Origin of the sequence: Mycobacterium sp. Root135, from assembly GCF_001426545.1 — a bacterium.
Lineage (GTDB): Bacteria > Actinomycetota > Actinomycetes > Mycobacteriales > Mycobacteriaceae > Mycobacterium.
This window is the reverse complement of the sequence record NZ_LMEZ01000001.1, coordinates 1,248,347-1,270,178: the sequence shown is the minus strand read 5'-3', so window position 1 is coordinate 1,270,178 and position 21,832 is coordinate 1,248,347. Positions and strand designations below refer to the sequence as shown.

Sequence of the window (21,832 nt, the reverse complement as noted above, 5' to 3'; positions counted from 1 at the left end):
ATGGCACCCAAGACACTCACGAAGTTCAAGCCCACCCGAACCGAACTGCTGCCCGGGCAGAAGCGCCTCGGTGTCGGGTCGGTGGTCGCCGACGTCGCAGTGGTCGGCTGGTTCGTGTTCTCGTTGTTCCCCATCGTGTGGATGGTCATCCTGGCGTTGAAGAACGCCGAGGAGCAGACCACCACGTACTTCCAGTTCAGCCCGAGCTGGTCGAACTTCGCCACCGTGTTGTCGGACAAGGGAACCCAGATGACCAGCGTCGACTTCAAGTCGGCGATGCTGACCAGCTTGATCAACTGCGGCGGTGCCGTCATCGTCTCGCTGGTCATCGGCATCCCTGCGGCGTACGCGGCGGGCCGCTGGAAGTACAAGGGCAGCAACGACCTGATGTTCCAGATGCTGTCGTTCCGGTTCGCGCCAGAGCTCATGGTCATCGTCCCGCTGTTCGTGATCTACAACCAGATCGGACTCTTCGACACCAAGGTCGGAATGATCTGGGTGCTGCAGCTGGTCACCATGCCGCTGGTGGTGTGGATCCTGCGGTCCTACTTCGAGGACCTGCCGGAGGACTTGGAGCAGGCGGCACTGCTCGACGGCTACAGCCGCACCAGGGCATTCGTCATGGTGGCGCTGCCGATCGTGCGTCCGGGTATTGCGGCTGCTGCCCTGCTCGCCTTCATCTTCGCCTGGAACAACTACGTCTTCCCGCTGATCCTGGCCGACAGCAACGCGGGCACCGTGACCGTCGCCATCACCAAGTTCCTCGGCGGCGGCGGACAGGCGTACTACAACCTCACCGCGGCGGCAGCCATCATCGCCGCCCTGCCACCACTCATACTTGCGCTCACCATCCAGAGATATCTGGTGCGGGGCCTGTCCTTTGGGGCGGTGAAAGCCTGATGGCCACCGTATCGCTCAACGGTTTGTCCAAGTCCTACGGAAGGACGGAGGCGGTGCGCGACCTCTCGGTCGACATCGCAGACGGCGAGTTCTTCGTCATCCTCGGCCCCAGTGGGGCGGGGAAGACGACGACGCTGAAGTCGATAGCCGGCCTGGTCGACGTCGACGGCGGGTCGGTGACGATCGGCGGCAACGACGTCACCCTGGTGGAGCCCTACCACCGCAACGTGGCGATGGCCTTCGAGAGCTACGCGCTCTACCCGCAGAAGACGGTCAGCGAGAACCTCGCCTCGCCGTTGAAGTCGGGGCGGACGGGCAAGTACACCGACGCGCAGCAAAAGGAGCGCATCGACCAGGTCACCACCACCCTCGGAATCAACCATCTGCTCAAGCGTTTTCCGCGGGAACTGTCCAACGGTCAGCGGCAGCGGGTGGCGCTTGGTCGGGTGCTGGTGCGGCCCGCCGACGTCTACCTGCTCGACGAACCGCTCAGCCACCTCGACGCGAAGCTGCGGGCGGCGATGCGGGCCGAGCTCAAGCAGCTCGGCGCCATGTCGAAGACCACGACGGTCTACGTCACCCACGACTACCAGGAGGCACTTGCCCTTGGGGACCGCATCGCGGTGCTGCGGGAGGGTTCGCTGGTTCAGATCGGCACGCCGGAGGAGATCTGGCGTAGTCCCGCCGACACCTTCGTCGCCCGTGCGCTCGGTCAGCCGGAGATCAACCTGTTCGACGGTGAGGTCGAGGACGGCCGAATCCGGCTCGGCGGCGGCGCGTTCGACGTGCCGGTGCCCGCCGGGGTCGACGTCCGTGGGGGAGACCGCGTGCGAGTCGGTCTGCGGCCCTGCGACATTCACGTCATCGGGAGTGCCAGCCAGGACGGCTCCGCGCCGAGGCTGACTGGCACGGTCACCCTCGCCGAGCGGCTCGGTCGCAACATCGAGCTGACGGTGGACATGGGAGGCGAGCAGCTGATCGTGCTGTCCTCCGGACGCGAGGGCGTCGAGGAGGGCGGCCGGGTCTCGATGACCATGGCCGAGCAGGACGTTCACGTGTTCGCCGCGGGTGAGGGCGACACGCGACGATTGGGCGCGGATAACGAGAGCTTGGAGACAGCACGGTGACTACCAAGACCACGACCACCACGACGGCGGCCCCCGAGACCACCACCGCCCAAAGCCTCACCCTGACCGACCTGGTGAAGACCTACATGGCCAAGGGCCGGGAGAGCTTCGCCGCGGTGAAGGGGATCAACCTCGACATCGCACCGGGTGAGCTGATCGCCCTGCTGGGGCCCTCGGGCTGCGGCAAGACCACGACGCTGCGGATGATCGCCGGGTTGGAGACCGTGACCAGCGGCTCCATCAAGATTGGCGATCGGGAGATCTCGCAGTTGCCGGCGTCCAAGCGGGGAATCGGCGTCGGCTTCGAGAGTTATGCGCTGTACCCGCCGATGTCGGTGCGCGAGAACCTGCTGTACGGACTGAAGGCCCGCAAGGTCAAGGGTGCCGAGCAGATGGTGTCGTCGATCAGCACCCGGCTGGAGATGGACGATCTGATGGACCTGCGCCCCGCGGGGCTGTCCAGCGGCCAGAAGCAGCGGGTGGCGCTGGCCCGTGCGCTGGTGCGCAACCCACCGGTCCTGCTGCTCGACGAGCCGCTGAGCCACCTGGACGCCTCCGCCCGCCAGCGGGTGCGGCGGGAATTGAAGGTACTGCAAAGGGAATTCGGCTACACCACGATCGTGGTCACCCACGACCAGGTCGAGGCGCTGTCGTTGGCCGATCGCCTCGCCGTGATGGATGCCGGCGTGGTTCAACAGTTCGGCACCCCCGACGAGGTGTTCGACGACCCGGCAAATCTGTTCGTCGCCCAGTTCGTCGGCGAACCGCAGATCAACGTGGTCCACGGTGTGGCGAGATCCGACGGTGGCCGGGTCAGGGTCGAGATCGGCTCGGGCGCAGGGTCGTTGGAGACGACGGTGACCGGTGTGGCCGACGGCACCGAGGTCGCGGTGGGCATTCGCCCGCAGGACGCCACGATGTCGGCCGCTCAGGGGACGGGGTTGCAGACCACCGTGGCGTACTTCGAGCACCTCCTCGAGTTCGGCCTCGCCACCACCACGGTGGCAGGCGTCGAGGACGGCATCGTCGTACAGACGCCCGCCCAGGAACGCTACGAGCCCGAGCAGAAGGTCGTCATCGGTGCGCCGCCGGAGCGGGTGTACCTTTTCGACACCGACACGGGAGAGCGATTGCGATGACGAAGCTGTTCAACGACCCTGCCCGGTTCACCGAGGACATGCTGGTGGGGTTCCTCGACGCCAATTCCTCGTACGTCACGGGTGTCCCCGGTGGAGTGGTACGGGCGAACCAGACTCCGCCGGGCAAGGTCGCCGTCGTGATCGGCGGCGGGTCCGGGCACTACCCGGCGTTCTGCGGGACGGTCGGGCCGGGCTTTGCCGACGGTGCGGTGGTCGGCAACATCTTCACCTCGCCGTCCGCCGAGGACGCCGCGTCGGTGGCGCGCGCCGCTCACGGTGACGCGGGCGTTCTGCTCACCACCGGCAACTACGCCGGCGACGTGATGAACTTCGGCCTCGCCGTCACCCAACTCCGCGGTGAGGGAATCGACGCACATTACTTCGCGGTGACCGACGACATCGCCAGTGCGCCGGCGGGGGAGGAAGCCAAGAGGCGCGGTATCGCAGGCGATTTCACCGTGTTCAAGTGCGCCTCGGCGGCCGCGGAGGACGGCCTGGACATCGCAGGCGTCATCCGTGTCGCGGAGGCCTCCAACGCCGCCACCAGAACCCTCGGCGTCGCATTCGACGGGTGCACGCTGCCCGGCGCGGACTCCCCGCTGTTCACGGTGCCCGACAAGCAGATGGGCGTCGGCCTCGGCATCCACGGGGAGCCGGGGGTGCGCGACGAGCCGATGCCGTCGGCCGCCGACCTCGCGGTGACCCTCGTCGACGGCGTGCTCGACGACCAGCCGAAGACCGATTCCCGGCGAATTGCGGTGATCCTCAACGGACTTGGCCGCACGAAGTACGAAGAGCTGTTCGTCGTGTGGGGCACGGCGTCGCGACTGCTGCGGGAACGCGGCTACGAGATCGTCGACCCCGAGGTCGGCGAACTGGTCACCAGCCTCGACATGGCCGGCTGCTCGCTGACGGTGATGTGGCTCGACGACGAACTCGAGAAGTACTGGACGGCACCCGCCGACAGCCCGGCATACCGCAAGGGCGTTGCGGCGCAATCGGGTTCCGGTGAGCGACGCAGCGATGCCGCCGCGGACGCGGCCGCCCCCGAGCGGGACGTGTCGGCGCTCGCCGACGACGACGGACGGTCTGGTGGGCGTTTCGTGGTCAAGGCGCTCGACGCCGTTGCGGGCATGCTCGCCGGTGTCGAAGACGAACTGGGTCGCATCGACGCCGTGGCCGGTGACGGCGACCACGGTCGCGGCATGGTCAAGGGATCGTCGGCGGCCCGCGCCGCGGGGTCCGCTGCCGCCAAGGGTGGAGCGGGCCAAGGTTCCGTCCTCGCGGCGGCGGGTCGGGAGTGGGCCGCGAAGGCGGGCGGCACGTCCGGAGTCTTGTGGGGCGCGTTGCTGACTGCCGTCGGTGCCCGCGTCGGCGACACCGGCCGGCCGGACTCGGAGACCGTCGCGGCGGCCATGCGCGACGGGTACGACGCCCTCATCCAGCTCGGCGGTGCCTCGCCGGGGGACAAGACGATGCTCGACGCCATGCTGCCGTTCGTCGAGGAGTTGCAGCGTCGGGTCACCGACGGCGAGTCGTGGCAGACTTCGTGGCGGGCCGCCGCCGAGAAGGCCACGGACGCCGCTCGCGCGACCGCAGAGATGCGACCGAAGGTCGGCAGGGCCCGACCGCTCGCGGAGCGCAGCGTCGGAACCCCCGATGCCGGTGCGACGTCGTTGGCGATGATCGCCCACACCGTCGCCGATTGCTTCGCACGTAAATCCGAGGGAGAGACTCAATGACCGGACTACGGATCGTCGTCGGTTGCGACGACGCGGGATCTGAATACAAGGAAGCACTCAAGGCGGACCTGCAGGCCGACGACCGCGTGTCCGAGGTCGTCGACGTCGGTGTCGGCACCGACGAACACACGGCGTACCCACACGTCGCAGTCGCCGCGGCCCGGCTCGTCGCCGAGGGCAAGGCCGACCGTGCGCTGCTGGTGTGCGGGACCGGTCTGGGCGTGGCGATCAGCGCCAACAAGGTGCCAGGAATCCGGGCGGTCACCGCACACGACGGGTTCTCCGTCGAGCGGTCCGTGCTGTCGAACGACGCGCAGGTGCTGTGCTTCGGACAGCGGGTGATCGGGCTCGAGCTGGCCCGCCGACTGGCCCGCGAATGGCTCGGCTACGAGTTCGATCCGACCAGCGCCTCGGCCGACAAGGTCAACGCGATTTGCGGATACGAATCCGAGTCCGTTGCGCGCTGATTTCCGTCGCTGGCAGTTTGCGCCCAAATTGGCTACGGCAGTCACGGGCCGTTTTGACTTTTTCCCGACGTCTAGCTGGACTTTCGGTGCCGCGGTCGAAACTCAGCGACCAACGGCGACGCTGACGTGCGGAACGGTCTGCCGAAGCGGCAGGCAACTCGGCGGGGCAAGCGTGAACGAGTTGTTTGCCGACGGTAGTCACGGCAGCCAATTCACGGCACAATCACGGTAGCTGGCCTCAATGATGTGGAACGATTGTCGTTGATTGCCCAACATGCGGGCGGCTAGCTGCGAAGGGGAGGTCGCTTTGTCAACGCACATGCGCATTGCAGCGACCCTTGGCGTGCTCTCGACCAGTTTCATGATCGCCGGCGCGGGTGGCGCGGTCGCGTCAGCCGACACGGAAGCCGCCAGCACGACCACCGGCACGTCCGCCGGCCCCACCCGCGACCCGGTCAGGACGTTCGCCGACAACGTGCGCAAGGCCGTCGAGAACTCGCTGCACGGCACGGTTCAAGGGGTCACCGGCACGCTGAGCACCTTGACCAAGCCGGGTCACCTCCCGTCGAGCATCCCCGCGTCGCCCAAGACGACGTTCGGCGGCAGCCCCACGGTGTTCGGCAGCAGCCCGGAAACCACCCCGGTTACCGAGGCCACGACGGAGACCCCGTCAGACGTCCCGGCCGTAGATCCCGCACCCACCCAGGAACCGGCTCCGCCCGTGCCGGCGCCCGTCGTCACGGTGCCCACCATCCCGACGGCGCCGACGGCACCCGCCGTCGACCCCAAGCCGGTGAAGCGTCCAGTCCAGCCCGTCACGAAGGCCGTCACGTCCGTCACGTCCTTGGCCACCTCGGTCTTCGCGGTGCCCGGCGTCGTCGCGTCGCTGCCCACCTCGGCCACGCCGGTGACTGACTTCCTGGCCTCGATCCAAAACGTGTTCACCTCCGCCGGTGACGCGGGCGCCTCACTCACCGCGCTCCCGTCCGACCTCGCAGGACTCCTCCTCCCCGGTGTCTACGGGACGACCCCGTCCATCGGTGCGTCGACCGGCCTGAGCCGGCCGAACAGAGTTCCTGCGCCCACGCCAGGGACGCCCGTGTGGTCCGCGCTGCCCGAACTCCCAGGGCTGGCCCTGGCGCCGAGCCAACCCGACGTGACCGCACCCGCCGCTCCGGTGACTCCGATGGACGTGGTCGCGATCAGCGGCCCGGTCATCAGCCCCGTCGCCGAGACACCGCCGGCGAGCATCCCGGAGCCGTCCGGCAAGAGCGACGTACTGACGCAGGTGGAACACGCCATCGGCGCGTTCGTCGCCACGGTGTCGTTGACCGCGCTGGCCGCCGTCGCGCTACCAGGGCTCCTCGGACTGCTCACCACCTGCGCCGCCGGCATTCGAGTTGGCTACCGGCAAGCCAAGGTGGCGTCGACGCTCCCGCACACGGCCATCTCGAGGTTCGTCGGCTCCGGGCCAATCGGTGTCGTGCGCTCCAGCTCCCAGGTCGAGATGCGTTCGCGCGTACCCCGTGTCGTCCGTCGCGCCCCGGTTCCCGCGGAACGCACCACCGAGCGCACCGGCACCCTGCGGCTGCTCGACAAGGCCGTCTGACCGCCGCCTCGCGGCCCATCGGCACCACCCCCGAGGACAACTCGTCACCTGGCGTGCATTGACACGTCACGCTGTGATTGCTCAGCCGCTGTCCAGCTGAAGCACCGTGGCCGCCATGAGCACCGCCTCCGTACTCATCGCCGCTGATCAACCCACCGCCGGATCGTCCAACGCCTCGGCGACGACGCCGCGCTACACCCTTCTGCTGTCCACCGACCCCGCCCTCGTCGACGACGCCCAACGCCTCCGTCACGAGGTGTTCACCTCCGAGCCGGGGTTCGACCTCGTCGGCGGCGTCGACGGCCGGGACTCCGATCGCTTCGACGAATACTGCGACCACCTCCTGGTCAGGGAAGACCACTCCGGCGAACTCGTCGGCTGCTACCGGATGCTGCCGCCGCCCGGTGCGATCGCCGCCGGCGGGCTCTACAGCGCCACCGAGTTCGACGTCGGCGAGCTCGACGCGTTGCGCCCGTCCCTCGTCGAGATGGGGCGCGCAGTGGTGCGCGAGGACCACCGCAACGGCGGCGTCGTCCTGCTGATGTGGGCGGGCATTCTGGCCTACCTCGACCGCAGCGGATACGACTACGTCACCGGCTGCGTGTCGGTGCCCGTGCAGGGCACCCCCGAGGAAACCCCTGGCTCCCACATCCGCGCCGTTCGCGACTTCGTGCGCAAGCGCCACGCGTCGCCCTTCACCGTCCACCCGCATCGACCGGTCGTCCTGGACGGCAAGGGACTCGACGACATCGAGCCGCCCGCGCGGACCACCCTCCCGCCGCTGATGCGCGGCTACCTCCGACTGGGCGCCGAGGTGTGCGGAGACCCGGCCCACGACCCCGATTTCGGCGTCGGCGACTTCCCGGCGCTGCTCGACAAGCGCAACGCCGACGTCCGCTACCTGCAGCGGCTGCGCTCGGTGTCCCAGGCCAGCGAGATGTCCGACGGGATGGGCCGATGAGCAGTCATATGGTCGTCGAAAGTCCCTGGCTGCCAAGGGCGTCGTGCGACGCGTCGTGCGTCCGCTGCGACACGGTCCAGGGGGCCCGCCGCATCGTGGTGGCCGTGCGCACGTCAGTCCGCGTCGTGTGCGCGCTGCTGGTGCTGCCCACCGCGGTCCTGCTCGCGCTGCCCCTGCCCGGCAAGGCGCGGGCCCAGCGCCTGTACTGCCGGCTGATGCTGCGCTGCCTCGGCGTCCGGGTGAGCACCTCGGGCGGTCCCATTCGCAACCTCAGTGGCGTGCTGGTCGTCAGCGGTCACGTGTCCTGGGTCGACGTATTCGTCATCGGCGCGGTGCTGCCCGGCTCGTTCGTCGCCAGGGCGGACTTGGTCGAGTGGCCCGGGCTGGGCGCGCTCGCCCGCCTCATGAAGGTGATCCCGATCGAGCGAGCCAGCCTGCGTCGACTGCCCGAGGTCGTCCGCACCGTGGCCGACCGGCTGTCCAGCGGGCAGACGGTCGTCGCGTTCCCCGAGGGGACGACGTGGTGCGGCGTCGCCTACGGCACCTTTCGACCTGCGATGTTCCAAGGGGCCGTCGACGCCGGACGGCCGGTACAGCCGCTGCGGCTGACCTATCACCACCGGGACGGGCAGCCGTCGACCATCCCCGCCTTCATCGGCGACGACTCGCTGCTGGAGTCGGTGCGACGGGTCGTCACCGCCCGCCTCACCGTGTGCCAGGTGCGGGTCCAGTCGTTGCAGCTGCCGGGGGACGATCGTCGCGACCTGGCGGCCAGATGCGAGGCCGCGGTGCGCGGGGAAACGCTGCTCGAGGCCCGGCCGGTCCACGGGCGTGCGCTGGTCGCCTGACACCTACCGCCCTGCCGGTATCCTTGACGGGCCATGACCGCCGCCTACCTGGATCACGCCGCCACCACCCCGATGCATCCCGCCGCCGTCGAGGCGATGACGGCGGCCTTGGCGACGGTCGGCAACGCATCGTCGCTGCACACCACGGGTCGAGCGGCCCGGCGCCGGATGGAAGAGGCGCGCGAGACGCTGGCCGGGCTCCTCGGCGCACGGCCGTCGGAAATCATCTTCACCGCGGGCGGCACCGAGAGTGACAACCTCGGGGTCAAGGGCATCTTCTGGGCCCGCCGCGACGCCGAACCCAAGCGTCGGCGGATCATCACCTCACCGGTCGAGCACCACGCGATCCTCGACGCGGTGGAGTGGCTCGTACAGCACGAGGGCGCCGAAGTGACCTGGCTGCCCGTCAACGCCGACGGAGCGGTCGCCACGACCGCACTCCGGGAGGCGTTGGAGACTCACGACGACGTCGCACTTGTGACGGTCATGTGGGCCAACAACGAAGTCGGCACCATCATGCCGATCGCCGAATTGGCCGCCATCGCCGCCGAATTCGACGTACCGATGCACAGTGACGCCATCCAGGCCGTCGGTCAGCTGCCAGTCGACTTCGCGGCCAGCGGACTGTCGGCGATGAGCATCGCCGCCCACAAGTTCGGCGGCCCGACCGGTGCCGGCGCCCTGCTGCTGCGTCGCGACACGGCGTGTGTGCCGCTGCTGCACGGCGGCGGCCAGGAGCGCGACGTCCGCTCCGGCACCCCGGACGTCGCCGGTGCGGTGGCGATGGCCGCGGCAGCCCAGGTGGCAGTCGACGGCCTCGACGCCAACCGTGCGCGGATATCGGCGTTGCGGGACAAGCTCGTCGACGGCGTGATGGCCTCGATGGACGACGTCGACCTCAACGGCGCCGACGGGGACGCGCGACTGCCGGGCAACACCCACTTCACCTTTCGCGGCTGCGAGGGAGACGCGCTGTTGATGTTGTTGGACGCCAAGGGAATCGAGTGTTCCACCGGTTCGGCGTGTACGGCAGGCGTCGCGCAGCCGTCACACGTCCTGATCGCCATGGGCGCCGACCCCAAGATTGCGCGCGGTTCTCTCCGATTCTCGTTGGGGCACACCAGCACTGACGCCGACGTCGACGCCGTCCTGGCCGTCCTACCCGCGGCGGTGGACCGGGCTCGACAGGCCGCGTTGGCCAGTGCGGGACGGAAGTAGCATGCGCGTCCTCGTTGCGATGAGCGGTGGCGTCGACTCCTCGGTGGCCGCCGCGCGGATGGTCGACGCCGGCCACGACGTCGTCGGGGTCCACCTGGCACTGTCGTCGGCGCCCGGCACGCTGCGCACCGGCTCCCGCGGGTGCTGCTCGAAGGAAGACGCGGGTGACGCCCGGCGCGTCGCCGACATCCTCGACATCCCGTTCTACGTCTGGGACTTCGCCGACCGCTTCAAGGAAGACGTGATCGACGACTTCGTCGCGTCCTACGCGCGCGGCGAGACCCCGAACCCGTGTGTGCGGTGCAACGAGAAGGTCAAGTTCTCGGCACTCTCGGCCCGCGCGCTCGCGCTGGGCTTCGACGCGCTGGCCACCGGCCACTACGCCCGCCTCGGCGACGGCCGCCTGCGCCGCGCCGTCGACGGCGACAAGGATCAGTCCTACGTCCTCGGCGTGCTCAACGCCGACCAGCTGGCGACGGCCATCTTCCCGATCGGGGACACCCCCAAGCCACGCATTCGTGAAGAGGCCGCCGAGCGTGGCCTCGCCGTGGCAGGCAAGCCGGACAGCCACGACATCTGCTTCATCCCGTCGGGGGACACCAAGGCGTTCCTCGGCGCGCGGATCGGCATCCGTCGCGGTTCCGTCGTCGACGCGGGCGGCACCGTCCTCGCCGAGCACGACGGCGTGCACGGGTTCACGATCGGGCAGCGCAAGGGTCTCGGCATCGAAGGACCCGGTCCCGACGGCCTCCCCAGATACGTGACGGCGATCGACGCGGAGAGCGGCACCGTGCACGTCGGCGGCGCGAGCGATCTCGACGTGTGGCGTCTGGTCGGCGAGCGGCCGGTGTTCACGTCCGGGTCGCCGCTGGACGGACCCGTGGAGTGCGAGGTTCAGGTCCGCGCACACGGGGGCATCGCGGAGGCCGTCGTCGAGGTCCGCGACGGCACCCTGGTCGCCGCCCTGCGTAGCCCACTGCGGGGTGTCGCGACCGGTCAGACGATGGTGCTATACCGCCCGGACCCCCAGGGGGACGAGGTCCTCGCGAGCGCGACGATCGCCGTCGCCGACCGGCAGCGCTAGCCGGGGATTCGTTCCAGGATGTTGGTCATCACGATGTCGGGCACGGACGGCGGATACGCGCAGAACGTGACCTCGACGAGTACCACCGACTTCAGCCGGTAGTCGCGGCCACATTCACTGCTGGTTCGGGTGCGGATGGCATCGGGTTCCGCCGTCCACTCGCCGACGTACCCGGCGGTCGACGATCCGCACGCGTCGACCCGTTCGACAAGGCCGTCGAAGGCCCCGCGTGCCGTCGCGACGTCCCGGTACGCCCCCGCGCCCTGCGAGATCAGTGCTCCCTCTGGCGGGTTTTGGTAGGTCGTCTTGTGGAAGTCCTCGAGTTCGGGTCCGAACGTCTGCGTCTCGGCGAAGAGCCATGCGCACTGGGGTGGGACGCGGTCGGCCAGCACGCCGACGTCGACCGGGAACCTGCCGTCCATGCTGGGGACGACCGTGAGATCGTCGCCGCCACCGGTGATCGCCCGCATCCGGGTCTTGTCGAGCAGCACGTCGTCCGCGTCGACGGGGGACCGTGACGGTTCGTCGAAACCCGGCGCAGAGGCCACGGGGGCGCCGGCGACGGTGGTGGTGCACCCGACCGCGAGCACGGCCGCGCAGAGCGTCAGCAGCACCTTCGGGGGAGACGCGGACATGCTCGACGGTAACTCGTCCACACGGCGATCGAATAGTGTTGGCCGCGTGAGCGTTTTCGCCGCGGCAACCGGCATCGGATCTTGGCCAGGCACGACGGCGCGTCAGGCCGCCGAAGTGGTGGTCGGTGAGCTGCACACGCTGACCCACCTCGTCGAGTTGCCCGCCCGCGGGGTGGGCGCCGACCTGATCGGTCGTTCCGGAGCCCTGCTCGTCGACGTCGGCATCGACACCGTGCCCCGCGGTTACCGGCTGGCCCCCGGTCGAAGCTCCGCCCTGCGCCGCGCGGTGAGCCTGCTCGACGAGGACGTCGACGCCCTCGAAGAGGCTTGGGAGCGGGCCGGTTTGCGGGGCGGTTCGCGCACCGTCAAGGTGCAGGCGCCTGGTCCGATCACGTTGGCGGCGCACCTCGAATTGCCCAACGGACACCGCGCGATCACCGACCGCGGTGCAGTGCGCGACCTTGCGGCGAGTCTCGCCGAAGGCATTGCGCTGCACCGGTCCGAGCTCGCTCGTCGGCTCGACGTGCCGGTCGTGGTCCAACTCGACGAGCCGACACTGCCTGCCGCACTGGCCGGCCGCCTGACCGGGGTGACGAGCTTCTCGCCGGTGCATCCAGTCGACGAAGCGGTGGCGCAGAGCCTTCTCGACGGGTGTGTCGAGAGGATCGGCGGCGACGTCGCGCTGCACTGCTGCGCTCCGGACCTTCCGTGGAAGATGTTGCAGCGCAGCGGTTTGGCTGCCATCTCGGTCGACGTCGGCACACTGACCGCAGCGGACCTCGACGGTATCGGCGAGTTCGTGGAATCGGGTCGGGTGGTGATGCTGGGGGTGATCCCGGTGCAGGCGCCGGACCGCCCAACCTCGCCGCAGGCGGTGGCCAAGGCGGCGGCGTCGATCACCGACCGACTGGGCTTCTCCCGCGAGGTGCTGCGCGACCGCACCGGCGTCACCCCGGCGTGCGGCCTCGCCGGCGCGACCGAGGAGTGGGCACGTACCGCCGTCGAGTTGGCGCAGAAGGTTGCCGATGAGATCGACCAGGATCCCAGCGCGGCGTAAGGTTTGCTCAGTTACACCCGATCGGTCGAGGAGAACGGTGGCCAAGTCGACGATGCGCCTCGCGGCCGGTGTTGCCGTCGCGTTGGCGATCACCGTGGCCGGTGGTCCCGGCGCGGTCCTTGCCGCTGCGGCTCCCGGGTCGTCGGGGTCGTCCCCTGGCCACTCGCGCGACGGTGGTCATTCGCGGTCGGATTCTCGCGGTGACGGCGGTGGCTCCCGCGGCCCTCGACACGACCCGGGTTCCCGGCACGACTCAGGCCCTCGACACGACTCAGGCCCTCGACACGACTCAGGCCCTCGACACGACTCAGGCCCTCGGCACGATCGCGGCCCGCGCGGTGGCGATCCGCGTGACCGAGACGAACGCGGCTACCCCCGCGGCGAGCGCCCAGAGGACGTCCCCGACGTCGTCGAGACACCGGTCCCCAACGTCAACGAGACACCGCCGCCGACGGTGTCGCGCGGAGTCGCCCCCGCTCCGTCACTCGCTCCCGAGATCGAAGCGACCGCGCCCCAGAAGCCCGTGCGAACGGGGCGTGCCGGAGTCCGGCCCGTCGCGCCCGCGGCGGCGGTCGTCGCGCCGCGCGTCGTCTTCGGCAACGGACGGACACCGGAGGCACACGTCGAGCCGAGTCTCGCGCCCAGACAACGGCTTTCCGCGGCGGTGATCCCTCGGCCACTCACGCCGGTTGCCCCGCCCGCTGCGGCGCCTCAGCCCATGACCGAGCAAGCCGTGTCCGTACCGGAGCCACGATCCAAGCCGCCAGCGGCGGTGCTGTGGGCGACGGTGAAGCCGACCTGGCCCACCGGCGCGATCTTCGGCATCGCCGGCTTGCTGCTGGCGCCGATCGCGGGGATGTGGCTGGGACGCCGACAGGCACACGCGGCCAAGTCGGCGTCACAGCTCGTCAGTCGCTAGCCGCCCAGTTCGGAACGAACCTTCGGTGTTGCCCCGTTGGGTACGGTCGTGGACGTGACCGACACACAGGACCCGTCATCGCCGTCCACCTGGGTCAGGCGAGCCCTTGAGTTCCGTGCATCGGGCGACGTCGAGAACGCCAAGATGACGAGCCTTCGAGGTGCGAAGCGGGCGCGAAACGACCCCAAGATCCCAGAGCGCTGGGCTGCCGCGCTGTCCACCTTGGACCAGGCCGAGTTGGATCAGCATCTCCACGACGACGCCACGAGCCAGCAACGTCTCGACGACGCGTTGACTGCGGCACTCGAGGGGCTAGACGAGGCCGCCGAGGTGTACGGCCTACTGTCTTAGATCCTTCCGCAGGATCTTGCCCGACGCGGACTTCGGAATCGCGTCGATGAACGCCACCTGCCGAACCTTCTTGTAGGGGGCGACGTGCTCGGCGACGAAGTCCATCACCTCGCGTTCGGTCAGCTCGGCGCCGGATACCTTGACCACGAACGCCTTTGGGATCTCTTCGCCCGACGCCGAGTCGGTGACGCCGATGACGGCGGCATCGGCGACGGCGGGGTGGGTGAGCAGCATCGCTTCGAGTTCGGCGGGCGGCACCTGATAGCCCTTGTACTTGATGAGTTCCTTGAGCCGGTCGACGATGTAGACGCACCCCGACGAGTCGACGCGGGCCACGTCGCCGGTGTGCAGGAACCCGTCGTCGTCGATGGTCGACCGAGTGGCCTCCTCGTTGCCGAGATACCCGGGCATCACGTTGGGACCCTTGAACCAGAGCTCACCGGTTTCGCTGAGTCCCGATGCGGGCGGGTCGATTTCTGCGCCGGACTCGTCGACGATCTTGCTGACGGCGTTCGGCACGGTCCACCCACACGAGCTCAACGGAGCCACGGTGCCGATGAGCTCCTTGCCGCCGTCGAAGGGGGTGACGTGGCTGACGGGGCTGAGCTCGCTCATCCCGTAGCCCTGCACCACCTGGCAGCCGAGCCGCTTTCGGACGGCGCTGCCGAGTTCCTCGTCAAGCGGTGCCGCGCCCGACATGATGCCGCGCAGACTGGACAGGTCGTATTGCTCGACGAGTGGATGCTTGGCCAGCGCGACGGCGACCGGGGGAGCGATGAAGGCGTAGGTGCACCGGTGCGTCTGGATGTTGCCGAGGAACTCCGTCAGGTCGAAGCTCGGCATGATGACCAGGCGCGCGCGGGCATGCATCGCCGCATTGAGAAGCACGGTCATGCCGTAGATGTGGAAGAACGGGAGCACCGCGAGGATGCGGTCGTCGGCGCGCATTCCTTGGAGCGGACGGATCTGCGCGACGTTGGCCGCGAGATTGCGGTGGGTAAGCATCACGCCCTTCGGATTGCCCGTCGTCCCCGAGCTGTAGGGCAGGACCGCCAGGTGGGTCGACGGGTCGAAGGTCACCTCCGGCGCGGGCAGTGCGGGGCCGAGCAGGTCGTCGGCGTTGGGATGGCCGTCGGCGGCTTCTCCTGGACCGTCGAGCACGACGACCCTGTCGGCGGTCAGTCCGATCGAGGCGGCGCCGTCGGCTGCCTGGGCCACCAGCGGTGTCACCGTGACGAGCATCGACGCCTTCGCGTCGGTCAGCTGCTTGGCGATGTCCTTCGCGGTGAACAACGCATTGATGGTGGTGGCGGTGGCGCCGGCCCGCAGAATCCCGTGAAACGCGATCGCGAACGCCGAGCTGTTGGGGGCCAAAAGACCGACGACGTCGCCGACGCCAACGCCGCGGGCAGCAAGGGCTCCGGCGAACGCGTCGACGCGCGAAGTCATCTCGCGGTACGTCGTCTCGACACCGGTCTTGGCGTCCACCAAGGCGATGCGGTCGGCGTCCGCGTCGTCGAGGTCGGCGAACAGGTAGTCGTAGAGGCTGGTGGTGGGAACGTGGACCTGGGGGAAGGGGCTCGAGAAACTCATCGTGCCTCCGATCGAACCACGGCCAGCTGCGAACCGGTCGGCGTTCGGTGCGCCACGGCGTGCCCAACCCGGGAGGCCCGTGACAGTGGACCCTCCCCCCAGAGGCCCACTGCCACGGAGGTCGGCTCGGAAAGCGAATCCTCCGTGCGCTGAAGCTACCCGAGGAAAAGGCGCGTCACCAAGACTTTTAGATGACGAATTTCCGGTGCCAGAAATTCGGCGGAATGGTCGGTTTTTTTTAGATCTTGATTGAATTCGCCGGGTATTCATGGTGTTTGACACCGGCAATGTCCACGGAACTCGAATGGGTGCCGTCACCGCTCGGTTACGGCGAATCATCCGGTGCCGCGCGCGTGTCATTCAGAACATAACTGCCCAGGCTGCCTTCAGGCGTCGTGCCTGCGTGGGCTTGTGTCCTACGCACGGCGGATTTGCGAATCGGGCTCGCATTGGTCGACGCGTCGACACAGCAATCGTGGTCTCGTCGTCGCAGTGGCGGAAGAATCCGCGCCGCTGTGATCGCAGCACTTACCTGACACGGAGTGCATCATTCGCCATTTCGTCGCGTTGCGGCGACGGCGTTCGGCGCCGGTCAGACATCGCTGCCAAAGAATTTCCACCGACGAAACAATCGACGTACGCAATGGTGTCGCAATCAGCGGCGGCGACGCCATTCTTCGGTGATCGGTCGCTCGTCGAGGGCGGCGATCATGCGTTTCGGCGCGACGAGCCGATAGGACGCGTCGACGAGCTCGCACACCTCGTCCCAGTCGACGGACGCCACGGTGAAGTCGAGGCCGAGCCAGCCAGCCACCCCCACGTAGGCCGGGTAGAAGAACCGCTCGTCGCGCAGAAGTGCTGCGCGGTCGGAATCGTCGACCTTGACCATCACGCAGTGGGGGACGGTGACCATGTCCCCGGTCTCCTTCGAACTGCCGCCGTACATCGCGAACATCTTGGTGACGAAGAACGCCGGCCTGCCGTGCGAAACCTTCTCGTTGGCGCCGGGGAACGCGAGCGCAATCGCGCGCAGCTCGGCGAGTCCCGGATCGTCGTCGTCGAACACGGGCGGGTGCGGCACGCCGCCAGCCTATCGCCGGAACAACGCCCTGGGGCTTGATTCACGTTGTCCGACAACACGTTCCCCGCGGCACGGTGACACGGTTGGCCAGCGTCGCCCCGAGTGGGGCGGACGTGTCGGAGCTCTCCGATAACCTCACCAAGGTGAGCTCACCTGATGCCGACGTCCGTCGCGAATGGCAACAGCTGGCCGACGACGTACGCGGTCACCAGTTCCGCTACTACGTCAAGGACGCACCCATCGTGTCCGACGGGGAGTTCGACAAGCTGCTCGGTGAACTGAACGCCCTCGAGGAGCGCTACCCCGAGCTGCGGACACCCGATTCCCCGACACAGCTCGTCGGGGGCGCGGGTTTTGCGACCGACTTCAGTGCGGCCGACCACCTCGAACGAATGCTGAGCCTCGACAACGTATTCAACCCCGAGGAACTGGTGGCCTGGGCGGCACGGTTGACCAGTGAAATCGGCGCCGACCCCGAGTTTCTGTGCGAACTGAAGATCGACGGCGTGGCGCTCGCGTTGGTGTACCGCGACGGCGTGCTGGTCCGCGCCGCCACCCGCGGTGACGGACGCACCGGCGAGGACGTGACGCTGAACGCACGCACCATCACCGACATCCCGGAACGGCTGACGCCAAGCGACGAGCACCCGATCCCGAAGGTGCTCGAGGTGCGTGGCGAGGTGTTCTTCCGCCTCACCGACTTCGAAGACCTCAACGCCGGGTTGGTGGCCGACGGCAAGGCGCCGTTCGCCAACCCGCGCAACAGTGCCGCCGGTTCCCTGCGGCAGAAGAACCCCGCGGTGACGGCGCGGCGCAAACTGCACATGATCTGCCACGGTCTCGGACGCATCGAGAGCACGGCGGGTTTGCCGTTCACCACCCTTCATGGCGCGTACCTCGCGCTGAAGGCCTGGGGACTGCCGGTGTCGGACCACACCACGCGCGTCACCGGCATCGACGCGGTCGCCGAGCGGGTCGTCTACTGGGGTGAGCACCGCCACGACGTCGAGCACGAGATCGACGGGTTGGTCGTCAAACTCGACGACGTCGCGCTGCAACGGCGGCTTGGTGCGACGTCACGCGCGCCGCGGTGGGCGATCGCCTACAAGTATCCGCCGGAGGAAGCCACCACCAAGCTGCTCGACATCCGGGTCAACGTCGGTCGCACCGGGCGCGTCACGCCGTTCGCCTACATGGAACCGGTGAAGATCGCCGGGTCGACGGTCGGGCTGGCGACGCTGCACAACGGCTCCGAGGTCAAGCGCAAGGGCGTTCTCATCGGAGACACGGTGGTGATCCGCAAGGCGGGCGACGTCATCCCCGAGGTCCTCGGCCCGGTGGTGGAGGTGCGGGACGGCACCGAGCGCGAGTTCGAGATGCCGACGAACTGTCCCGAGTGCGGCACCACGCTCGCCCCCGCCAAGGAGGGCGACGCCGACATCAGGTGCCCCAACTCGAGGACCTGTCCGGCGCAGCTCCGTGAGCGGGTGTTTCACGTGGCCGGACGCGGCGCATTCGACATCGAAGGACTCGGCTACGAAGCCGCGACCGCACTGCTGCAGTCGGGCGTGATCACCGACGAGGGCGACCTGTTCGACCTGACCGAGGACGACCTGCTGCGCACCGAGTTGTTCAACGTCAAGGGCGGGGTGATCTCGGCCAACGGAAAGCGGTTGCTCGCCAACCTGGACAAGGCCAAGCAGCAGCCGCTGTGGCGCGTGCTGGTGGCACTGTCGATCCGGCACGTCGGGCCGACCGCGGCCAGGGCGCTGGCCGGGGAGTTCGGCAGCCTCGAGGCCATCGAGGCCGCAACCGAGGAGCAACTGGCGGCCAGCGAGGGCGTGGGTCCGACGATCGCCGCCGCGGTGATCGACTGGTTCACCGTCGACTGGCACCGCGCCATCGTCGACAAGTGGCGCGCGGCTGGCGTGCGGATGCAGGACGAACGCGACGAGAGCGTCGTGCGGACGTTGGAGGGCCTGTCGATCGTGGTGACCGGATCGCTGCCGGGGTTCTCGCGCGACGAGGCCAAGGAAGCCATTCTGGCGCGTGGCGGCAAGGCGGCCGGCTCGGTCTCCAAGAAGACCGCCTACGTGGTGGCGGGCGACGCGCCGGGCTCCAAGTACGACAAGGCGATCGAGCTCGGTGTGCCCCTGCTCGACGAGGACGGTTTCCGACGACTGCTGGAGAACGGTCCCGACCAGGATTGATCGCGGGCGTCCGGGGAATGTCTTCGGAAACGACGACGAGAGGACCGACGATGGCGGCGATTTGCGACACCTGCGGCAACCACTACGACAAGGCGTTCACCGTGACGTGGGCCGACGGCCGCACCGCGACGTTCGACAGCGTGGAATGCGCCGCAGCTCGACTGGCTTCCGAATGTGCGCACTGTGGGTGCCGCATTCTGGGCCACGGCATCGAGACCGAGGACGCGATCTTCTGCTGCGCGCACTGTGCTCGCAAGGACAGCAACGCCGACGTCAACGACCGCTATCCCGTGCCTGCCGGCGGCTGACGCCCTAGCGCAGGATCGTCGCGACGATGCCGCTGAGGTAGCCCAACCGGGCCACCTCGGACGGCCGGAAGGCGGGCCCGCCGGGGCGGCCGAGGACGACCGCGGTGTCGTGGTCACCAAGGGGTGCGGCGGCCAACGTGGTGTCGAAGTCCCGCCACACCTGCGGAATCCACTCGGCGGTGCCGTCGAGAGCCTCGGCGTGCTGTAGCGGAAGCCACGGCGCGGAGGTGGCCACGGTCTCGGGGACGCCGTGGCTGCCCGCCACCATCTGAACCCCGTCGGCACCGAGTCGCATGACCATGCACCAGCCGACGCGTAGGACCTTGGGAGCCTCGTCCACCAGAACCTGCAGCTTGCTCTGCTTGCCGGGTGCGGCCGCGATGTGGTCGATCAACTCCAGCTCGCGGTGGGCCTCCAGCAGACCGGTGTGCGGTCGGATGCTGTCGACGTAGACACCGGTGAGCTTCTCGGCGGCGGTGATGAGCATGTCGGGCATGGCGCCCAGCGGGAGCTCGACGACCAGGTCGTCGACGGCGTAACCGGCGGTGCGTTCCACGACGTCGAGGGACAGAATGTCCGCACCGACCGAGCCCAGCGCCACGGCGAGGGACCCCAGGCTGCCCGGCCTGTCCTCCAACTCGACCCGCAGCAGATATGACGGCACGGGCAACACTGTTTCACGGAGGGCGGGAGCGGAGCGACTCGAAAGCCGTACCGTGGCGCTCCCGGCAGGCTCCGGCGCGGCCGTGCACCGCGATGACTAGGCTTCGGTGTCGTGTCGCAGATCTCGCGGGACGACGTCGCCCACCTGGCACGTCTGGCCCGTCTCACCCTGACCGACGGCGAACTGAGAAGTTTCGCCGGCCAACTCGACGCCATTCTGGAGCACGTCGGCCGGATTCAGGCGGTCGACGTGACCGGCGTGGAGGCCACCGACAACCCACTGAAGGACGTCAACGTGACCCGGCCCGATGCCGTCGTGCCCAGCCTCACCCAGGAGCAGGCGCTGTCGAGTGCTCCCAACGCCGTCGACGGCCGGTTCGCGGTACCGCGCATCCTCGGGGAGGAATAGTGAGCGACTTGATTCGCCTCGACGCGGCCACCCTCGGCGCCAAGATCGCCGCCAAGGAGGTCAGCTCGACCGAGGTCGTCACGGCGCACCTCGAGCAGATCGCCAGCACCGACGGCGAATACCATGCGTTCCTGCACGTCGCGGGCGATGCCGCCCTGGAAGAGGCGGCCAAGGTCGACGCCGCGGTGGCCGCCGGCGACACGTTGCCGTCGCCGCTGGCCGGCGTCCCGCTGGCGCTCAAGGACGTCTTCACCACGGTCGACATGCCCACCACCTGCGGTTCGAAGATCCTCGAGGGCTGGCGTTCGCCGTACGACGCGACGGTCACCGCGCGGCTTCGGGCGGCGGGCATCCCGATCCTCGGCAAGACCAACATGGACGAGTTCGCGATGGGCAGCTCGACCGAGAACTCCGCCTACGGTCCGACTCGCAACCCGTGGGACGTCGAGCGCGTGCCCGGCGGCTCCGGCGGTGGCAGCGCCGCGGCGCTCGCCGCGTTCCAGGCGCCGCTGGCCATCGGCTCCGACACCGGCGGCTCCATCCGTCAACCGGCCGCCCTGACCGCCACCGTCGGCGTCAAGCCGACGTACGGAACGGTCTCGCGGTACGGGCTCATCGCCTGCGCCTCGTCGCTGGACCAGGGCGGACCGTGCGCGCGCACCGTCCTCGACACCGCGCTTCTGCATCAGGTCATCGCCGGCCACGACGCCCGCGACTCGACCTCGGTCGACGCCAAGGTGCCCGACGTCGTCGCCGCGGCACGGGCGGGTGCGGTGGGTGACCTCACCGGTGTCCGCGTCGGCGTCGTCAAGCAGCTGCGCAGCGGCGAGGGTTACCAGCCCGCGGTGTTGGATTCCTTCAACGCCGCGGTCGAGCAGCTCACCGCACTGGGTGCCGAGGTCAGCGAGGTCGACTGCCCGAACCTCGACTATTCGATGGCGGCCTACTACCTGATTCTGCCGTCGGAGGTCTCGAGCAACCTCGCCCGCTTCGACGCGATGCGCTACGGGCTGCGCGTCGGCGACGACGGCACACACAGTGCCGAAGAGGTGATGGCCATGACCCGGGCCGCCGGTTTCGGTCCAGAAGTCAAGCGCCGCATCATGATTGGCACCTACGCCCTGTCGGCGGGTTACTACGACGCCTACTACAACCAGGCGCAAAAGGTACGCACGCTGATCGCCCAGGATCTGGAGCGGGCCTATCAGAGCGTCGACGTCCTGGTCTCGCCGGCGACACCGACGACGGCGTTCCGTCTCGGTGAGAAGGTCGACGACCCGCTCGCGATGTACCTCTTCGACCTGTGCACGCTGCCGCTGAACCTGGCCGGGCACTGCGGAATGTCGGTCCCGTCGGGGCTCGCCGCGGACGACGGATTGCCCGTCGGCCTGCAGATCATGGCGCCAGCACTCGCCGACGACCGGCTCTACCGCGTCGGTGCGGCCTACGAGGTGGCCCGCGGTGCGCTGCCGTCGGCGATCTGACGGGGGAAGATAGGGGCATGCGCACGC

General features: G+C 68.8%; 21 protein-coding genes. 17 read left to right on the top strand and 4 right to left on the bottom strand.

What is annotated here, in order from left to right; genetic code table 11:
• The 10 genes from ASD37_RS06175 (at position 1) to mnmA (ending at position 11,095) form a co-directional block, all read left to right on the top strand.
• Complete coding sequence (locus ASD37_RS06175; protein ID WP_056549105.1) at positions 1-900, top strand: carbohydrate ABC transporter permease; 900 nt, start codon at positions 1-3, stop codon at positions 898-900.
• Positions 900-2,027 carry an ABC transporter ATP-binding protein gene (locus ASD37_RS06170; RefSeq protein WP_056549103.1) on the top strand — a complete coding sequence of 376 codons (1,128 nt, stop codon included), beginning with the start codon at positions 900-902 and terminating at the stop codon, positions 2,025-2,027. The genes ASD37_RS06175 and ASD37_RS06170 overlap by 1 nt, the downstream gene beginning before the upstream one ends.
• On the top strand, positions 2,024-3,166 hold the full coding sequence (locus ASD37_RS06165; protein ID WP_056549101.1) for an ABC transporter ATP-binding protein: 1,143 nt from the start codon (positions 2,024-2,026) through the stop codon (positions 3,164-3,166). The genes ASD37_RS06170 and ASD37_RS06165 overlap by 4 nt, the downstream gene beginning before the upstream one ends.
• Positions 3,163-4,908, top strand: a complete 1,746-nt coding sequence (locus ASD37_RS06160; RefSeq protein ID WP_056549098.1) for a dihydroxyacetone kinase family protein — start codon at positions 3,163-3,165, stop codon at positions 4,906-4,908. Before ASD37_RS06165 ends, ASD37_RS06160 begins: the two co-directional genes overlap by 4 nt.
• Entirely contained in the window at positions 4,905-5,375 is a 471-nt protein-coding gene (locus ASD37_RS06155) for a ribose-5-phosphate isomerase (RefSeq protein ID WP_056549096.1), read from the top strand. Before ASD37_RS06160 ends, ASD37_RS06155 begins: the two co-directional genes overlap by 4 nt.
• Before the next feature lie 319 nt (positions 5,376-5,694).
• Positions 5,695-6,984, top strand: coding sequence for a hypothetical protein (locus ASD37_RS06150; protein WP_056549094.1), 1,290 nt, complete (start codon positions 5,695-5,697; stop codon positions 6,982-6,984).
• Between the two features lie 115 nt (positions 6,985-7,099).
• Entirely contained in the window at positions 7,100-7,945 is an 846-nt protein-coding gene (locus ASD37_RS06145) for a GNAT family N-acetyltransferase (protein ID WP_056549936.1), read from the top strand.
• The gene (locus ASD37_RS06140) at positions 7,942-8,793 is read left to right on the top strand and encodes a 1-acyl-sn-glycerol-3-phosphate acyltransferase (protein WP_235567976.1); all 852 of its coding nucleotides are present in this window, start codon (positions 7,942-7,944) and stop codon (positions 8,791-8,793) included. Before ASD37_RS06145 ends, ASD37_RS06140 begins: the two co-directional genes overlap by 4 nt.
• A gap of 33 nt (positions 8,794-8,826) precedes the next feature.
• Positions 8,827-10,011 carry a cysteine desulfurase family protein gene (locus ASD37_RS06135; protein WP_056549090.1) on the top strand — a complete coding sequence of 395 codons (1,185 nt, stop codon included), beginning with the start codon at positions 8,827-8,829 and terminating at the stop codon, positions 10,009-10,011.
• 1 nt (position 10,012) lies between these two features.
• Complete coding sequence (mnmA, locus tag ASD37_RS06130; RefSeq protein WP_056549087.1) at positions 10,013-11,095, top strand: tRNA 2-thiouridine(34) synthase MnmA; 1,083 nt, start codon at positions 10,013-10,015, stop codon at positions 11,093-11,095.
• Here mnmA and ASD37_RS06125 read toward each other — a convergent pair.
• Positions 11,092-11,730: a sensor domain-containing protein gene (locus tag ASD37_RS06125; RefSeq protein WP_056549934.1), complete on the bottom strand. Its 639-nt coding sequence runs from the start codon at positions 11,728-11,730 to the stop codon at positions 11,092-11,094. The two genes, mnmA and ASD37_RS06125, sit on opposite strands and share 4 nt — an antisense overlap.
• A 46-nt stretch (positions 11,731-11,776) precedes the next feature.
• Here ASD37_RS06125 and ASD37_RS06120 point away from each other — a divergent pair, with 46 nt between their 5' ends.
• From ASD37_RS06120 to ASD37_RS06110, 3 genes are read left to right on the top strand one after another with little or no spacing between them, the layout of a single operon-like run.
• On the top strand, positions 11,777-12,787 hold the full coding sequence (locus ASD37_RS06120; protein WP_056549084.1) for a methionine synthase: 1,011 nt from the start codon (positions 11,777-11,779) through the stop codon (positions 12,785-12,787).
• A 37-nt stretch (positions 12,788-12,824) separates the two neighbouring features.
• The gene (locus ASD37_RS06115) at positions 12,825-13,706 is read left to right on the top strand and encodes a hypothetical protein (RefSeq protein WP_056549083.1); all 882 of its coding nucleotides are present in this window, start codon (positions 12,825-12,827) and stop codon (positions 13,704-13,706) included.
• 54 nt (positions 13,707-13,760) lie between these two features.
• Positions 13,761-14,057: a hypothetical protein gene (locus ASD37_RS06110; RefSeq protein WP_156720721.1), complete on the top strand. Its 297-nt coding sequence runs from the start codon at positions 13,761-13,763 to the stop codon at positions 14,055-14,057.
• Here ASD37_RS06110 and ASD37_RS06105 read toward each other — a convergent pair.
• Both ASD37_RS06105 and ASD37_RS06100 read right to left on the bottom strand, forming a co-directional pair.
• Positions 14,046-15,650, bottom strand: a complete 1,605-nt coding sequence (locus tag ASD37_RS06105) for a 4-coumarate--CoA ligase family protein (protein ID WP_056549079.1) — start codon at positions 15,648-15,650, stop codon at positions 14,046-14,048. The two genes, ASD37_RS06110 and ASD37_RS06105, sit on opposite strands and share 12 nt — an antisense overlap.
• Before the next feature lie 655 nt (positions 15,651-16,305).
• Positions 16,306-16,731 (bottom strand): MmcQ/YjbR family DNA-binding protein, encoded by a 426-nt coding sequence (locus ASD37_RS06100; protein ID WP_156720720.1) that lies wholly within the window; start codon positions 16,729-16,731, stop codon positions 16,306-16,308.
• 143 nt (positions 16,732-16,874) lie between these two features.
• On the opposite strand from ASD37_RS06100, the gene ligA reads away from it, so the two are divergent.
• Positions 16,875-18,941 (top strand): NAD-dependent DNA ligase LigA, encoded by a 2,067-nt coding sequence (ligA, locus tag ASD37_RS06095; RefSeq protein WP_162253225.1) that lies wholly within the window; start codon positions 16,875-16,877, stop codon positions 18,939-18,941.
• 50 nt (positions 18,942-18,991) lie between these two features.
• Positions 18,992-19,249 carry a hypothetical protein gene (locus ASD37_RS06090; protein ID WP_056549075.1) on the top strand — a complete coding sequence of 86 codons (258 nt, stop codon included), beginning with the start codon at positions 18,992-18,994 and terminating at the stop codon, positions 19,247-19,249.
• 4 nt (positions 19,250-19,253) lie between these two features.
• Here the strand turns inward: ASD37_RS06090 and ASD37_RS06085 are convergent, their stop codons facing one another.
• Positions 19,254-19,913 (bottom strand): hypothetical protein, encoded by a 660-nt coding sequence (locus ASD37_RS06085; protein ID WP_056549929.1) that lies wholly within the window; start codon positions 19,911-19,913, stop codon positions 19,254-19,256.
• A gap of 111 nt (positions 19,914-20,024) precedes the next feature.
• Between ASD37_RS06085 and gatC the strand changes: the two genes are divergently transcribed.
• Complete coding sequence (gene gatC / locus ASD37_RS06080) at positions 20,025-20,321, top strand: Asp-tRNA(Asn)/Glu-tRNA(Gln) amidotransferase subunit GatC (protein ID WP_056549927.1); 297 nt, start codon at positions 20,025-20,027, stop codon at positions 20,319-20,321.
• Complete coding sequence (gene gatA / locus ASD37_RS06075) at positions 20,321-21,805, top strand: Asp-tRNA(Asn)/Glu-tRNA(Gln) amidotransferase subunit GatA (protein ID WP_162253224.1); 1,485 nt, start codon at positions 20,321-20,323, stop codon at positions 21,803-21,805. The genes gatC and gatA overlap by 1 nt, the downstream gene beginning before the upstream one ends.
• Positions 21,806-21,832: the final 27 nt, after the last annotated feature.